The organism is Saccharomonospora xinjiangensis XJ-54 (assembly GCF_000258175.1).
Taxonomy (GTDB): Bacteria; Actinomycetota; Actinomycetes; order Mycobacteriales; family Pseudonocardiaceae; genus Saccharomonospora; species Saccharomonospora xinjiangensis.
The window spans coordinates 751,875-766,122 of record NZ_JH636049.1 but is presented as its reverse complement, the minus strand read 5'-3'; the positions used below and the strand labels follow the sequence as shown (position 1 = coordinate 766,122).

Here is a 14,248-nt window from a genome sequence, read left to right as displayed (position 1 = left end):
CCTGAGGCCGGATCGTGGCCGAGCGCCCGTAAGCTCCCCTGACATGGCCTACACCACGCACGACGCGGAGCGACGGTTCACCGAGCGACCGAAGTCCTCCACGCTGCCCGGCGCGCGCGGTGACGAGCGGACCCCGTTCGCGCGCGACCGGGCCAGGGTGCTGCACTCGGCCGCGCTGCGCAGACTCGCGGGCAAGACACAGGTTGTCGGTCCCGGCGAGGGCGCCGAGGTGAGCGGTGTGCCGAGGACACGGCTCACGCACTCGCTGGAGGTCGCGCAGATCAGCAGGGGTATCGCGGCCGGTCTCGGCGCCGACCCGGACCTGTGTGACACCGCGGGGCTCGCCCACGACATCGGTCACCCGCCGTTCGGCCACAACGGCGAGGCGGCACTGGACGAGGCGGCGCGCTCGTGCGGCGGGTTCGAGGGCAACGCGCAGACGCTGCGCATCCTCACGCGGCTGGAGCCGAAGGTACTGGGCGCCACCGGCGAACCGCACGGCCTCAACCTCACTCGCGCCGGTCTCGACGCCACGATCAAGTACCCGTGGCCCCGCAGGGAAGGGCAGCGCAAGTTCGGCGTCTACGCCGACGACCTCGACGTGTTCACCTGGGTTCGCGACGGCGCGCCCCGCGAGACCACGTGCCTCGAAGCGCAGATCATGGACTGGGCGGACGACGTGGCGTACTCCGTGCACGACGTCGAGGACGGGGTCCTCGCGGGCCGGATCTCACTGCCCGTGCTGGCGGAGAAGCAGGAGCGGGCGGCGGTGGCGGCGCTCGCGGCGGAGCACTTCTGCGCGCTTCCGGTGTCCACGGTCGAGGGCGCGGCGCTGACATTGCTGGAGCTTCCCGCCGTTCGCGGCCTCGTCACGACGCCCTACGACGGTTCGCCTGCGGCTCAGGCGGCGCTCAAGCGCATGACGAGCGAGCTGGTGGGCCGGTTTGTATCGGCGGCGATCACCGGAACCAGGGCAGCTCACGGGGAGGGCGAGCTGTCCCGGTACGGTGCCGCACTCGCGGTGCCCGACCAGGTGGCGGCCGAGGTGGCGTTGCTGAAGGCGCTCGCTTTGCGATACGTGATGAGCGACCGGAGGCGGCTCGCCATGCAGGAGGGTCAGCGGCAGATGCTCACCGAGCTGGTCGAGGTGCTGCCCCTGCGCGCGCCGGACGTGCTCGACGCCTACCTGCGCCCCGCGTGGGACACGGCGCGGGACGACGCCGCCCGCCTGCGCGTGGTGATCGACCAGATCGCCTCCCTCACCGACGCGCAGGCGAGGGCCTGGCATTCGTGGCATCTGGGGCGGCATGGTTGAGCGGCCACGGTAACGTCGGGGAATGCCGGATTCCGACGTCGTCACGACTCATCTGGATTTCACATTGGCCCTGCACGGGGTCGTTGCCGCGCACGGGGGTAACTCCTGTTTCTCGCCCTATTCCGTGGCGAGTGCGCTCGCGCTCGTCACCCGCGCCGCGCGAGGTGAGACCGCGGCCGAGCCCGCCCGTCTCCTCGCGGGATCATCCGGCCGGGTCGCCGAACTGACCAGGATTCTGCACAAGGCGGCCGTGCTCGACGCGGCCCGCAGCGGCGAGGACACTCCCACCCTCGCGGTGTCCAACACGTTGTGGGTGTGGCGGCAACTGGCGATCAAGCCCGGTTTCACTGAAGCACTGGCGGACTGGCCGTCGGGGACCGTCGAGACGGCGCCCTTCGTGGAAGACCCCGAAGGTGCGCGGATGGCGATCAACGCCGAGGTCGCCGACACGACCCGCGGCCTGATTCCCGAACTCCTTCCGCCGGGCACCATCGGCGACGATACGGTGGCCGGCCTGGTCAACGCCCTCTACCTGAAGGTGGGGTGGATCTTCCCGTTCCGCGAGTCCGACACCGCTGACGGTGACTTCCACACGCCGTCGGGTGCGGTGACGGTGCCGATGATGCGCCAGACGGAGCGGCTCACCCACGCGGCCTTCGGCGGTTGGCAGCTCGTGGACCTGCCTGCCGTCGGTGGCGTCGCCGTGTCGGTGCTGCTGCCGGACGGCCCGCTCGCGGACGCCGAACCCGGTCTCGACGCCGCCACGGTGACGGGGTTGCTGGCCGCGCGGCGCGAGACCATGGTGCGGCTGCGGATGCCGCGCGTTTCGCTGGACATCCGCTGCGCGCTGAAGGAGACGCTGCGGTCGCTGGGCGTGCGCGGGATGTTCGAGCCGGGCGCCGACTTCGGAGAGTTGACCGACGACGACCGGCTCGTGGTGTCGGACATGCTCCACCAGGCCGTGCTGCGTGTTGACGAGAGCGGTGTCGAAGGGGCCGCGGCCACGGCCGCGATGATGCGGCTGGTCTCGGCGCCTGCCGGTGAGCCCGTGACCGTCACCCTCGACAGGCCGTTCCTGCTCATGGTGCGGCATCAGGACAGCGGTGCGGTGTACTTCCTTGCGAGGGTCGTCGAACCGTGAGCGCACCGACCCGCGAACCCGCCTGCGTCGAGCAGCCCCAGCTGGAGCGGATGCGCAGGCGAGTTCCGTGGCCAGCACTGGCCGACGCGGCGGTCATGACGATCTTCGTGCTGGCCGCTTTCCTGATCTACCGTCCACTGTGGGAGGACCTGTCCAGCGGCTACCTCCAGCACAGCGGGCAGGACCAGAACATGTGGGAGTGGTTCTTCGCGGTCACGGCACAGTCGGTGCTGAACTTCGAGAACCCGCTGCATTCCTCGTTGCAGAACGCTCCCCTCGGCGTGAACCTCATGGCCAACACGGCCATGTTCGGCGTCGGCATCCCGCTGGCTCCCGTGACGGTGCTGTTCGGGCCCACGGTGACGTGGGCGATCGCCCTCACCGGGGGGCTGGCGGGGACGGCTGTCGCGTGGTACTGGGTGCTGTCCCGGCACCTCGTCGGCACGCGCGCCGGATCGGCCGTGGGCGCGGCGTTCGCCGCGTTCGCGCCCCCGATCATCTCCCACGCCAACGCGCATCCGAACTTCGTGGCGTTGTTCGTCCTGCCGTTCATCGTGCTGTGGCTGCTCAAACTGGCCAGGGGCGAGCGCGTGGTGCGAAACGGCGTCATTCTCGGCCTGCTCGTGACCTACCAGATCCTTCTCGGTGAGGAGTCGCTGCTCATCGCGGCCACGACGCTGGCCGTGTTCGCGCTCGCCTACACGGTGATGCGGCCGGCACCGGCACTGGGGATGGTGAGGCCGCTCGCCAAGGGGATCGGTGTGGGAGCGGCGGTGTCGCTGGCGCTGGTGGCCGTGCCGCTGTGGTGGCAATTCTTCGGGCCGCAGAGCTATCCGGGCCTCGAACACGGCATGCGGGGAAACGACGTCGCCGCGTTCACCGCGTTCGCCACCGAGTCGGTGGCAGGCACGGAGGACAGTGCCGTGGATCTGTCCCTGAACCGGACGGAGGAGAACGCCTTCTTCGGCTGGCCGCTCGTGGTGCTGATGCTGGGGCTCACGGTGGCGATGTGGCGCGATGTCGTGTCCCGTGCCCTCGCCGTGACGATGCTGGTCATGGCGTGGGTGTCGATGAGCGCGCTGCTGATCGTGGACGGCGAGGGCACCTCGATCCCAGGGCCGTGGATGCTGCTGTTCGACGTGCCGCTGTTCGACTCCGTGCTGGAGTCGCGGTTCGCGCTCGGCTGCGTCCCCGTCATCGGTGTGCTGCTGGCCAGGGCCACCGAGAAGGTTCAGAACCTGAACGTGCGGGCCGACTGGCGGCAGGCTGCGTGCATCGTGTGGTTCAGCACCCTCACCTTCGCGCTCGTGCCCATCGCACCGACGGAGCTGACAGTGGGGCAGCGGGGTGAGCCGCCCGCGTTCTTCGCGACGGGGGAGTGGCGGCGATACGTGGACGGCGGTTCGGTCGTCGTGGTGCCGCTGCCGAGCCCCGGGGACGCCGACGCCCTGCACTGGCAGGTGGAGGCGGGACTGGAGTTCCCCCTGGCGGGAGGCTACTTCGTCGGCCCCGGTAGTGACGGCGAAGGCCGATACGGGCCCGAGTACCGGCCGACCACCTACCTCCTCGCCGAGGTGCACGAGACGGGCCAGGTGCCGGAGATCACCGACGACGACAGGGACAACGCGCTGGACGATCTCCGGTTCTGGCGGGCCGATGTCGTGGTGCTCCCGATCGGCGACTCGGAGTCCCAGGTGCAGCTTCGGGAGACCGTCGAGGAGTTGCTGGGACGGCCGGGGAAGGTGAACCGGGACGTGTGGGTCTGGGACGTGAGGGATGTGGCGGGCTCCGCTGTCACATCGCCGCATGCAGCCTCGTCCTCAGGGTGAAAGGTATTCCCGACGACGAGGAGACAGATCATGCCGCGCATTCCCGGCGTTCCCACCGCGAAGGCGTCCCGGCTGCTGCGACTGGTGTACCGATACACGCGCCGTCGCTTCGGCGCGGTGCCCGAACCGGTCACCGTCGTGGCTCACCATCCCCGGCTGCTGCTGGCGTCGGGGTTGCACGAGCTGCTCGCGGAGCGGGCCGTTCGCGTGTTGCCGACGAGCGTTGCCGAGCTGGCCGTCTACCGCACGGCGGTGCGCCTGAACTGCTCGTGGTGCATCGACTTCGGCACGATGTTGCAGAAGCACGCGGGGCTCGACATCGACCGGCTCAAGCACATCGACGACTACGCGACCTCGCCGCTGTTCACCCGGCGGGAACGGCTCGCGATCGCCTATGCCGACGCGATGACCGACACGCCGCTCAGTGTCACTGACGAGCAGGTGACGGAGCTGGAGGCCGAGTTCGGCCGGGCCGGAGTGATCGAGCTGACCTACCTCGTGGGCCTTGAGAACTCCCGGAGCAGGTTGAACCACGCCCTGGGGATCACCGACCAGGGGTTCACCTCGGGCGAGGCGTGCCGTGTGCCGGTGCCCTCGGATCGGCAGGGCGCCACCGGCCTCACCGAGGAACCCGCGTGAGCTTGGCGGGGTTGCAGATGTCGTAGATCGCGACGATCCGGCCGTTCTGGACCACCACCATGTCCACGCGCTCGTCGAGGTCGCGGTAGCGGCCCTCGCCGGGTTCGGCGGTGGCGTGGAAGCCGAGATCGCCGTTGACCAGCACCGGCCGGGCGGACGTGAGCGCCCCCGGCCGGTAGCTCGCGGCCACGCCCACGGCGAAGCGGGCGATCTTCTCGGCGCCGACGAGAACCCGGCGGGCCGTGCGGGCCTTGCCGTCGGAGTCGCCGACGAGGCGAACGTCGGGGTGCAGGATCTCGGCGACGGCGTTGACGTCGCCGGAGACGACCGCGGCCAGGAATCGTTCGACCACCTGGCGCTGCTGTTCCAGGCTTTCCCGGGGCGGCGGCTCGGCGTCGGCGACGGCCTTGCGGCCCCGTGAGGCGTGCTGCCGCGCCGCGGCGGTCGAACAGCCGAGGATGCTCGCGACCTCCTCGAACGGCACGTCGAAGGCGTCGTGCAGGACGAACGCGACCCGCTGCTGCGGGGTGAGCGTGTCGAGCACAACCATGGCCGCCATGCGCACGGCGTCGTCGCGCACCACGACGTCGAGCGGGTCGTCCGGTCTCGCCGCGCCGAGGGGTGTCACGATCGGTTCCGGCAGCCACTCGCCCACGTAGCGTTCGCGGCGGGCCGCCGCTGACCGCAGCCGGTCGAGGCACACCCTGCCGACCACCGTGGTGCACCAGGCGCGCAGATCGCGCACGGCCCTTCTGCGCTCGCCGGACAGACCGGCCCAGCGCAGCCAGGTCTCCTGCACGGCGTCCTCGGCGTCGGAGAGGGAACCGGTGAGCCGGTAGCCCACGGCGAGCAGGTGGGCACGGAGTCCGGAGAACGCCGCGACCTCATCGGCCCCGGAGGGCGTGGCGCCGGTGGCTCCTGCGGTGTCGGCACTGCCTGTGGTGTCGGCACCGTCCGCGCGCTGGGACTCCATGGTTCGAGTATGAGTGAGGGGAAAACTCCCGTTACAGCCGGTGTTCTACAGTGGTCGAGTGGCGGGACGGATCCGGGACAGCGACATCGCGCAGGTGCGTGACCGCAATCGGATCGACGAGGTCGTCGGTGAGTACGTGGCCCTGCGCAGAGCGGGCGGCGGTGCGCTGAAGGGGCTCTGCCCCTTCCACGAGGAGAAGACGCCGTCGTTCAACGTGCGGCCGACGCACGGCACCTTCCACTGCTTCGGATGCGGTGAGGGCGGCGATGTCATCAAGTTCGTGATGCGCATCGAGCACCTCGGGTTCGTCGAGTCCGTCGAGCGGCTCGCCGACCGCATCGGCCTGCGGCTCACCTACGAGGGAGGCGGCGCCTCAGTCCGCCGCGACCGTGGTTCACGCTTGCGGCTCGTCGAGGCGCACAGGGTGGCCCAGGCGTTCTACGCGGAGCAACTCGCCACCCCGGAGGCCGAGGCCGCGAGGCGGTTCCTGACCGAGCGGGGCTTCGACGAGGCAGCCTGGACGAAGTTCGGCTGCGGGTTCGCGCCGGGCGGCTGGGACAGGCTGACGAAACACCTGGTCCGCAGCGGGTTCGAGCTGTCGGAGCTGTACAAGGCGCAGCTGTCCAAGGAGGGAAGGCGGGGGCCGATCGACCGGTTCCACCGCAGGCTCGTCTGGCCGATCAAGGACCGAGGTGGCGACGTCGTCGGGTTCGGGGCGAGGCGGCTGTTCGACGACGACCCGATCCAGGCCAAGTACCTCAACACCAGCGAGAGCCTCATCTACAAGAAGTCGCAGGTGTTGTTCGGGCTCGACCAGGCAAAGCGGGAGATCGCGCGCAGGCACCAGGTCGTCGTCGTCGAGGGATACACCGACGTGATGGCCATGCACGAGGCGGGCGTGCCGACGGCGGTGGCGTCGTCGGGCACCGCGTTCGGCGAGGACCACATGCGGGTGCTCCGGCAGATCATGATGGACGACGATACCTTCCGTGGTGAGGTGATCTTCACCTTCGACGGCGACGCGGCGGGGCAGAAGGCCGCGCTCAAGGCGTTCGAGGGCGACCAGACGTTCGCCGGTCAGACCTACATCGCCGTGGCCCCCGACGGGATGGACCCGTGCGAGCTGCGGCTGGCCAAGGGCGACGGCGCCGTGCGCGACCTGGTGGCCCGCCGCACGCCGCTGTTCGAGTTCGCGATCCGCAGCCTGCTCTCCGAGTACGACCTCGACTCGGTGGACGGTCAGGTCGCGGCGCTGCAACGGACGGTGCCGCTGGTGGCGCAGATCAAGGATCGTTCCAAACGCGACGGTTACGCCACAAAACTGGCGTGGTGGGTGGGCTGGCAGGACGAGGCCATGGTGGTGCGGCGCGTGCGGGAGAGCGCGGGCGCACCGGTGAAGGCCAACGGCACCCGCCGCCCCGCGCGGGACGGCGGTGCGAACGCGAACGGCCGTGCCGAGGGCGGGGGGCGTCCCGCGAGGCTGGAGCGGCCCGATCCCCGGCATCCGGACCTGCGCGCGCAGCGTGAGGTGTTGAAGGCGGCGTTGCAGGAACCCGCACTCGCCGGTCCGGAGTACGACGCGCTGCCCGAGGACGCTTTCGTCCATCCCGCCTACGTGGGTGTGCACCGCGCCATCGGCAAGGCTGGCGGCACGGGTAGCGGCCTCACCGGACCCGCGCTCATCGAGTCCGCCGCCGCGCACGCGGAGGACCCGACCGTCGCGTCGCTGCTGTCGGAGCTGGCGGTGGAACCGTTGCAGTCCAAGACAGACGTGGACGTCCGGTACGTGTCGAGCGTGCTCGCGGCCGTGCAGGAGAACCTCGTGGGCAGGCAGATCGGCGAACTGAAGTCGCGGTTACAGCGACTGTCGCCTGTGGACGCCGCTGAGGAGTACCGTGCTCTCTTCGGCGACCTCGTGGCGCTGGAGCAGTACCGCAAGGCGTTGCGGGAGCAGGCGATGGGCGGATGGGACTGACCCGGTGAGCGTGTGGCGCAGGATCTTCGGCTCCCCGATACCGGAGGAGATCCGGACCAGGCTTTCGGAGGGCGAGCACGTGCTCGCCGCCACCGGCACCGCCGACGGCGGTCCCGTCGCCGTGACCGCGTTGGGGCTGTGGGTGCCGGAAGCCGGCGGCGCTCGCCGCATCGGGTGGGATCTGATCAGCAAGGCCGGCTGGAGCGGCGACGCGCTGACCGTCGTCGAGGCGGAGATCGCCGACCGCGCCGGTGAGGCGGTGGTGTTGCGCGACCTGCCTCCGGTACGCCACGTGCTGCCGAAACCGGGGCGCATCCCGTATCTGGTGCGCCAGCGGGTCGAGGGCTCCATCCGGTCGCGCTACCGCAAGGAACTACCCGGTGGGGGCGCCTGGTTCGTGGTGCGCAAACTGCCGGGGACCGACGGCGTCGTGCTTCAGGTGCGGCCGGACAGCGGCACTGAACCCGGCGTCGTGCGCGGCATCGCCGAGGAAGCCGCGGCGAAGCTCGCGGACGGGCGCGGGCTCGCCGACTAGATCGTCGCCAGACCACGCACAGCCGTGAGGCGGCACGGGTGACGGGCGGCGCGTGGTGTCGCTTCACGACGTCCTGCGCGGCCCATGGCGTACGTCGGTGAGCGCATGCGGAACGCGCGTCGAGGCCGACGACATCCGCGCTCCGCGCTCGTAGCGTCGTGGCCGTGACTGAGAACGACACCGATGACACCGATGACACCGACGTCACCGTGGGCGGCACCAGGCGCGGCCGGAGGCTCGGGCTGTCGCCGCTCGCGGTGTGGGGCCTCGCGGCGCTGGGGGTGCCGCGCGTGGTGGCGCACGACCTGAGCCTCGTGGGGCCTGAGCTGAACCTCGTGCTGGTGTTCGCGCCGCCGCTGGCGTGGCTGGCCGTGGTGCTCGGGCGCCGGGTGGCGTCCCCGTTACCGGCACTGTCCGTGGTCGGCCTCGCCTACGGCGTGCTGCTGGCGGTGACGCACCAGGTGTTGTGGGAGCAGGCTTTCGCCGATGGCCCGCCCACGCTGGGCGGTGACCTCGTGGGGACGTTGTCCCCACTCTGGGAGGACGTCCTTGTGCGCGGGTTCGCGGTCGTGAGCAGCATGGCCACGGGGCTCGGCGCCGGTGTCGCGACGGGCGTGGTGGCCTGGGTGCTGGTGCGCGTCAGGCAACGGCTGCGGGGCGCTCAGGACCGGTCGGCCGATGGCTGATGTGATGGCGCGGAGCAGTGTGGGCGAACCTCTTGACCTCCAGCATCATCGAGGTTTCAGGATGGTGCGGTGACCGACAACGGAGTAACCCTGATCGACGCCTGGGAGCTGCCCGAGGAAAGGGTGGGCCAGACCATTGCCCGCTGGAGGGAGCGGGTCGCGCTCGTCCACACCGCGCCCGGTTTCCGGGACGCGCGGCTGCACCACAGGATGGACCCGCAGGCCCGGCTCGGCCTCGTCAACGTCGCGCATTGGGACAGCGCGGAGGACAGGGACGAGGCGCTGGCGGACCCCGGTTTCGTCGCGTCGGCGGCCACGGCTTCGAGCTATGCCACCGTGCGTGGCGGCTGGTACCACGTCGTCGCCGACGTCCGTGCGGCGGACGGCGATCAGGCGCAGGGACAGCCCGTCACTGTCGTCACCGCGTTCGAACTGCCGGCCGAGCGGATCGACGGTTTCGTCCCGCGCTGGCTCGCCCACGCCGAGGTGCTGAGCAAGGCGCCCGGCTTCCGGGACGACCTCCTGCACCGTGCGGTGGAGCCGGACACCCATTTCCAGCTCGTCGGCATCGCGCACTGGGACGATCTCGAAGCCTGGCGTGCCGCGGACGACGAATTCCCGTTCGCGGACTTCGCCTTCGTCAGCGCCCACGTCGCGCCGTTCCGGGTGGCCGCCGAGTTCTAGGCGAGGACGATTCGCCGAGGACACCTCGCGGTGGTCGGCGATCACCAGAGGCGGATCAGGCTTCCGGGCAGCGAATTCGGCGAGGTGCGTGAACGGGCAGTGTCGGCTTCCGCGTATCCGAGGTACCGCAGTTCCGGCCTGATTTTGCGGAACTCGTCAACGACATCGGCGAGTGCGCCAGGACCAAGGCACTGGCACGACGTGTTCTCGGCGTGCTGGGCACCACGTAATGCGGAGGTCCGATGGCAGCGGCTCTGATCACTGCGGTGAGACCCCGGCCACCGTCACGGCGACGCCGTTGTCCGAATCGCTCGCGGCGGAACCGAAACGATCACGGCAAGGCTCGCCGCGTCTCGCAGTACGCTCGTACTGTCAGCTGTCTGGACAGGAGGCCGCCCGTGTGGGATCCGCAGGAGTATCTGAACCACGCCGAACTTCGAGCCCGCCCGTTCCGGGATCTCGTGGCCAGGATCGGCGCGGAGCGGCCCCGGCGGGTGGTGGACGCCGGATGCGGTCCCGGCACGCTCACCGGGGAACTCACGCGTCAGTGGCCCGGGGCGATCGTGGAGGCGTTCGACAGCTCACCGGAGATGGTGGCCTCGGCCAGGGAACGCGGCGTGGCCGTCCGCCTGTGTGATGTGACGGAGTGGCGGCCCGAACCCGACACCGACGTGGTCGTCAGCAATGCGGTGCTCCAGTGGGTGCCGGAGCACGACGCGGTGCTGAGACGGTGGGTACGCGAGCTACCCCCCGGTGCCTGGCTGGCGGTGCAGGTGCCCGGCAACATGGACGCCCCGTCGCATCGCGCAGCCCGAGCGGTGGCGGCGAGCGACCGGTGGGCGCGGCGGTTGCGGGACGTTCGGCTCCGGGGATCCGGCGCCGTGTCCGAGCCCCGCGACTACGCGGATTTGTTCGCCGACCTCGGCTGCGCGGTGGATGTGTGGGAGACCACGTACGTGCAGCGGCTGGGTGGCGAGAACGCCGTCCTCGACTGGCTCACCGGGACGGCGTTGCGGCCGATCGTCGCCGCGCTCGACGACGACGAATGGCAGGAGTTCCGCCGCGATCTGGCCCCGGTGCTCGACGAGGCATACCCGCCACGATCCGACGGCACGACGTGGTTCCCGTTCCGGCGGATCTTCGCGGTGGCGCGCACGCCGTCGTGAGGCCCGTCGTTCACCCGCTGCGCGAGCCCGAGGCGGCGTGACCGTCATGGCTCGGTGCGACACCGTGCCGCCGCTGGGTGAACGGCAACCGGTCGCCGACCTTCTCGCCGAGCTTCGCGCGGGCGACACCTGCCGCGCCCTGCACGGCGGGATGGTCGGCCAGCTTGCGGTAGTTGCGCACGATCTGCTCGTAACGGGCACGTCCCGCACGGGCCCCGAGGACGTAACCCGCCGCGGCGCCCACCAGGAACATCTTCATCGTGGACCTCCTCGTCGGGGATCGGATTCCCCTCATTGTCCCGTAGCGGCGCGCTCCTCGCCGCGTGTCGCGGAGGGGGGTGGCGTGAATGGCTGATCGGGCATGCGCTACAGTTGTGATCCGTCAGGCCGGAGCGATCCGGCCGACACGAAACGGTCCTCCGTAGCTCAATTGGCAGAGCATTCGGCTGTTAACCGAAGGGTTGCTGGTTCGAGTCCAGCCGGGGGAGCGCAAGCCCCAGGTCGAAAGACCTGGGGCTTTTTTATTTCTCGGGTTCCCACTCCGCACTTCCACGAAGATGAGGCGTCTCTTCTTAGTCCTCCACGACGGGCAAGATCCCCTCCGGAGCAGCCACGTTCGCGTCGTTGACCGCCCGCTTGCGTAGGTAGTGCCGATCGGCCACCGCGGGCGTGTTCGGCCGTTCAGGCTGTGGGGAAGACGAGGGGGTGCGCCCACGGTTTGAGGGTTGCCGCGATGGTGGGCACGTCGAGTTGACCTTCGGCGGTGTCCACAACCAGGGCCACGATGTCGCCTTGGTCGGTGCGGATCTCGTGCCCGTTGAGCAGGTAGAACGTTGCGGTCGCAGCCCAGGCGGTGCGTTTGTTGCCGTCTATGAACGGGTGGTTTCGGGCGATGCCGTGCAGTAGGGCGGCGGCTTTCTCGTGCAGGGTGGGGAAGGCGTCTTCTCCGAAGATGCTGGACTGGGGGCGCATGACAGCGCCGTCGAGGAGCCCGAAGTCACGCAGAGCGTTTGGGCCGACGAAGTGCGCGTTCATCTGCTGCACCTCGTCGCCCGGAGGTAGATCGTCAACTCAGAGGTCCTTGAGCTTGTCCAAGGCGACGGCGTGGTCGGCGAGAACTCGTTCGAAGGCTGCGCGGACCGCCTCGGGGCGGCCCTTGCGCTGGAGGTGGTCAGCGACCGCTTGCTTGACGGTTTCGTTCACCGAGGTTCCGGTGGCGAAGGCGTATGTGCGTAGGGCTTCTGCCATTTCGGCGGGTAGACGGAGTGTGATTGCGGTCTGGCTCATGGTGGTCACCTTCCGGCCTGGCCCGCCCTTCTACTCACGCACTGAGGCGTTCACCGGGGATGCCCTTCAACTCACCGCGCAGCTATCGCTGACCGGGAAGTCCGGTAGCTCCGGGGTGGTTCGTGTTCACCGCACAGCACGAGGTGAACACGTTTTTTCGCAGAACAGCACTTCCTGGGAAGCGTCTAGGTCTTCGAGCGTGCAGATGGCCCAGGACAGTAGTGACAGGGCCGCCGACGGTGACCCAGTGTCCCGTGATCCGGTGGACCCAGACACGGGCCCGGTGGCGAGTTGGCCCGTGGCAATGCCGAGGTCACTTCACCACCCGCGAGCTCGGTGGGCCGGAGCAGGTCAAGGATCGACGGCCGCAGGATGAGGCGAGAGACGACCGCGAGTGGCTCGTCCACCTCGGCTCGGACAGCAGGCAGGCGCAACGTCCGCCCGCCTGCTGTTCCCGCTCTGCACTCCCAGTGGCCCGTCGGCGAGCCGAGGCCGTGTCAGGCGACAGCGGTTCCCTCCAGCTCGACCATGAGGTCGGGGATCGCCAGCCTGGTCACCCCGAGCATCGTGGTGGCAGGCGCCACCCCGGCTGCGCCCAACCGCGACGCCAGCACGCCGTAATGCGGGAACAGGAGTTCGACGTCGGTGGTGTAGACGTTGAGCCGCACGAGGTTCGCGAGCGACATACCGGCCTCACGGAGAACGGCCTCCAGATTGTCGAGGCTCAGCGCCAGCTGCGCGGCCATGTCACCGGCATGCTGGGGCACGCCCTCGGCGCTCATCGCGGTCTGTCCCGAGCAGTACAGGGTCCTGGTGTGCCCGGAGACGAGCTCGCCCTGGTTGTAGCCCATCTCCACCGACCACGTCCACGGGTTGATCGTCGTTCGTTCCACTGCCACATCGGCTCCGTTCGATTCATCGACAACACTGATGGCACCGGTGCGGTAGCCATCACGCGGAGAGCTTCGCAGCGAATACACGACATCCTGTGTCGCGTATTTCGGTAGAGTTTCCGTATGCGCGCCGACCGGTTGGTCTCGCTGGTGCTGCTGCTGCGCCGCCACGGTCGGTTGTCCGCCACCGCGCTGGCCCGCGAGCTGGAGGTCTCCACCCGCACCGTGCAGCGCGACATCGAGGCGCTGTCCGCGGCAGGCGTCCCGGTCTACGCCGAGCGCGGTCGGCGCGGCGGTTTCGCACTGCTACCGGGATTCCAGACAGAGCTCACCGGGCTCAGCCACGACGAGGCTCTCGCCCTCCTCGTCGCCGGATCACGGCGCGGCGCGCAGGCATTCGGCCTCGGCGCGGCGCTCGCGTCCGCCATGCGCAAGGTGGTGGACGCGCTACCCGAGAGCTACCGGGCCACCGCCGCCGGTGCGGCCGAGCGGTTGCTCATCGATCCGGAGGCGGACCTTCTCTCGCGCAGGCTGGTCGAGGACGAGGACGTGCCTGACACGGTCGTAGCCGTGATCCGGCGCGCGGTGTTCGCCGGACACAGATTGCGCATCCACTACGCGGCCACAGGCCAGGCGCCACAGTGGCGGACAGTGGACCCGGTTGGTCTGGTCACCGTGCGCGGGCAGGGCTACCTCCTGGCCACGAAGTCAGGTGCGGATCGCACCTACCGGTTGTCCCGGGTGCTGGCCGCCGAGGAGCTCTCCGAACCCGCACAGCGGCCGGAGCGGGTCGATCTGGAGCGCGTCTGGAAGGAACGCAGCACGCGGTTCCGGACCAGCGGTGACCTCATCGCCGTGCTGGTGCGGGTGAACCCGGCGCGGCGTGCGGAGCTGGTGCGCACCGCGCTGGCCGTTCACGCCGAGGAAGTCGATGCGGACGGCTGGCCGCGCCTCGACGTGACCTTCCAAGATCCCAGGCACGCGGAATGGGCGCTGTGGCAGCTCGCGACGGACGCCGAAGCGCTCCGCCCGCAATGGTTGCGCACCCGCCTTCGGCACCGCGCTGCCGCGCTCGCCGCCCGCTACGAACCACCGTCGTCAGCCACCGGGTGCTGAGGCGATTCG

At 69.9% G+C, this 14,248-nt stretch carries 15 protein-coding genes and 1 tRNA gene; 11 read left to right on the top strand and 5 right to left on the bottom strand.

What is annotated here, in order from left to right; genetic code table 11:
• The first annotated feature begins 43 nt into the window (after positions 1–43).
• Genes SACXIDRAFT_RS02845 through SACXIDRAFT_RS02830 form a run of 4 tightly spaced genes read left to right on the top strand, consistent with a single transcriptional unit; the run spans position 44 to position 4,924 of the window.
• Positions 44–1,315: a deoxyguanosinetriphosphate triphosphohydrolase gene (locus SACXIDRAFT_RS02845; RefSeq protein WP_006236960.1), complete on the top strand. Its 1,272-nt coding sequence runs from the start codon at positions 44–46 to the stop codon at positions 1,313–1,315.
• 22 nt (positions 1,316–1,337) lie between these two features.
• Positions 1,338–2,456 carry a serpin family protein gene (locus SACXIDRAFT_RS02840; protein WP_006236959.1) on the top strand — a complete coding sequence of 373 codons (1,119 nt, stop codon included), beginning with the start codon at positions 1,338–1,340 and terminating at the stop codon, positions 2,454–2,456.
• A complete protein-coding gene (locus tag SACXIDRAFT_RS02835) occupies positions 2,453–4,285 on the top strand; it encodes a hypothetical protein (RefSeq protein WP_006236958.1) in 1,833 nt (610 codons plus the stop codon). The genes SACXIDRAFT_RS02840 and SACXIDRAFT_RS02835 overlap by 4 nt, the downstream gene beginning before the upstream one ends.
• A 30-nt stretch (positions 4,286–4,315) precedes the next feature.
• Complete coding sequence (locus tag SACXIDRAFT_RS02830; RefSeq protein WP_006236957.1) at positions 4,316–4,924, top strand: carboxymuconolactone decarboxylase family protein; 609 nt, start codon at positions 4,316–4,318, stop codon at positions 4,922–4,924.
• On the opposite strand, the gene SACXIDRAFT_RS02825 is transcribed toward SACXIDRAFT_RS02830, so the two are convergent.
• Positions 4,905–5,897 (bottom strand): sigma-70 family RNA polymerase sigma factor, encoded by a 993-nt coding sequence (locus SACXIDRAFT_RS02825; RefSeq protein WP_006236956.1) that lies wholly within the window; start codon positions 5,895–5,897, stop codon positions 4,905–4,907. The genes SACXIDRAFT_RS02830 and SACXIDRAFT_RS02825 overlap by 20 nt on opposite strands.
• 58 nt (positions 5,898–5,955) lie before the next feature.
• On the opposite strand from SACXIDRAFT_RS02825, the gene dnaG reads away from it, so the two are divergent.
• The 5 genes from dnaG (at position 5,956) to SACXIDRAFT_RS02800 (ending at position 10,943) form a co-directional block, all read left to right on the top strand.
• Positions 5,956–7,872, top strand: a complete 1,917-nt coding sequence (gene dnaG, locus SACXIDRAFT_RS02820) for a DNA primase (RefSeq protein ID WP_006236955.1) — start codon at positions 5,956–5,958, stop codon at positions 7,870–7,872.
• A 4-nt stretch (positions 7,873–7,876) separates the two neighbouring features.
• Positions 7,877–8,407, top strand: a complete 531-nt coding sequence (locus tag SACXIDRAFT_RS02815; protein ID WP_006236954.1) for a hypothetical protein — start codon at positions 7,877–7,879, stop codon at positions 8,405–8,407.
• Between the two features lie 164 nt (positions 8,408–8,571).
• Positions 8,572–9,093 (top strand): hypothetical protein, encoded by a 522-nt coding sequence (locus tag SACXIDRAFT_RS02810; protein ID WP_198284296.1) that lies wholly within the window; start codon positions 8,572–8,574, stop codon positions 9,091–9,093.
• Positions 9,094–9,162: 69 nt separating this feature from the next.
• Entirely contained in the window at positions 9,163–9,777 is a 615-nt protein-coding gene (locus SACXIDRAFT_RS02805; RefSeq protein ID WP_006236952.1) for an antibiotic biosynthesis monooxygenase family protein, read from the top strand.
• 398 nt (positions 9,778–10,175) lie between these two features.
• Entirely contained in the window at positions 10,176–10,943 is a 768-nt protein-coding gene (locus SACXIDRAFT_RS02800; protein ID WP_006236951.1) for a trans-aconitate 2-methyltransferase, read from the top strand.
• 10 nt (positions 10,944–10,953) lie between these two features.
• On the opposite strand, the gene SACXIDRAFT_RS02795 is transcribed toward SACXIDRAFT_RS02800, so the two are convergent.
• Positions 10,954–11,202 carry a hypothetical protein gene (locus tag SACXIDRAFT_RS02795; protein ID WP_006236950.1) on the bottom strand — a complete coding sequence of 83 codons (249 nt, stop codon included), beginning with the start codon at positions 11,200–11,202 and terminating at the stop codon, positions 10,954–10,956.
• A gap of 156 nt (positions 11,203–11,358) precedes the next feature.
• Between SACXIDRAFT_RS02795 and SACXIDRAFT_RS02790 the strand changes: the two genes are divergently transcribed.
• A tRNA-Asn gene (locus SACXIDRAFT_RS02790) sits at positions 11,359–11,431 on the top strand.
• A 193-nt stretch (positions 11,432–11,624) separates the two neighbouring features.
• Here the strand turns inward: SACXIDRAFT_RS02790 and SACXIDRAFT_RS02785 are convergent.
• From SACXIDRAFT_RS02785 to SACXIDRAFT_RS02775, 3 genes are all read right to left on the bottom strand, one after another.
• The gene (locus SACXIDRAFT_RS02785; RefSeq protein ID WP_006236949.1) at positions 11,625–11,978 is read right to left on the bottom strand and encodes a type II toxin-antitoxin system death-on-curing family toxin; all 354 of its coding nucleotides are present in this window, start codon (positions 11,976–11,978) and stop codon (positions 11,625–11,627) included.
• A gap of 36 nt (positions 11,979–12,014) precedes the next feature.
• A complete protein-coding gene (locus SACXIDRAFT_RS02780) occupies positions 12,015–12,230 on the bottom strand; it encodes an Arc family DNA-binding protein (protein WP_006236948.1) in 216 nt (71 codons plus the stop codon).
• A 497-nt stretch (positions 12,231–12,727) separates the two neighbouring features.
• The gene (locus tag SACXIDRAFT_RS02775) at positions 12,728–13,123 is read right to left on the bottom strand and encodes a RidA family protein (protein ID WP_040922428.1); all 396 of its coding nucleotides are present in this window, start codon (positions 13,121–13,123) and stop codon (positions 12,728–12,730) included.
• 123 nt (positions 13,124–13,246) lie between these two features.
• On the opposite strand from SACXIDRAFT_RS02775, the gene SACXIDRAFT_RS02770 reads away from it, so the two are divergent.
• Complete coding sequence (locus SACXIDRAFT_RS02770) at positions 13,247–14,239, top strand: helix-turn-helix transcriptional regulator (protein ID WP_006236946.1); 993 nt, start codon at positions 13,247–13,249, stop codon at positions 14,237–14,239.
• Positions 14,240–14,248: the final 9 nt, after the last annotated feature.

Excerpts from the sequence above, each read along its gene's own strand:
- SACXIDRAFT_RS02780 (WP_006236948.1), bottom strand. The coding sequence starts at position 12,230 with ATGAGCCAGACCGCAATCACACTCCGTCTACCCGCCGAAATGGCAGAA.
- SACXIDRAFT_RS02785 (WP_006236949.1), bottom strand. The coding sequence starts at position 11,978 with ATGAACGCGCACTTCGTCGGCCCAAACGCTCTGCGTGACTTCGGGCTC.
- SACXIDRAFT_RS02770 (WP_006236946.1), top strand. The coding sequence starts at position 13,247 with ATGCGCGCCGACCGGTTGGTCTCGCTGGTGCTGCTGCTGCGCCGCCAC.
- SACXIDRAFT_RS02830 (WP_006236957.1), top strand. The coding sequence starts at position 4,316 with ATGCCGCGCATTCCCGGCGTTCCCACCGCGAAGGCGTCCCGGCTGCTG.
- SACXIDRAFT_RS02840 (WP_006236959.1), top strand. The coding sequence starts at position 1,338 with ATGCCGGATTCCGACGTCGTCACGACTCATCTGGATTTCACATTGGCC.
- SACXIDRAFT_RS02795 (WP_006236950.1), bottom strand. The coding sequence starts at position 11,202 with ATGAAGATGTTCCTGGTGGGCGCCGCGGCGGGTTACGTCCTCGGGGCC.
- SACXIDRAFT_RS02825 (WP_006236956.1), bottom strand. The coding sequence starts at position 5,897 with ATGGAGTCCCAGCGCGCGGACGGTGCCGACACCACAGGCAGTGCCGAC.
- SACXIDRAFT_RS02845 (WP_006236960.1), top strand. The coding sequence starts at position 44 with ATGGCCTACACCACGCACGACGCGGAGCGACGGTTCACCGAGCGACCG.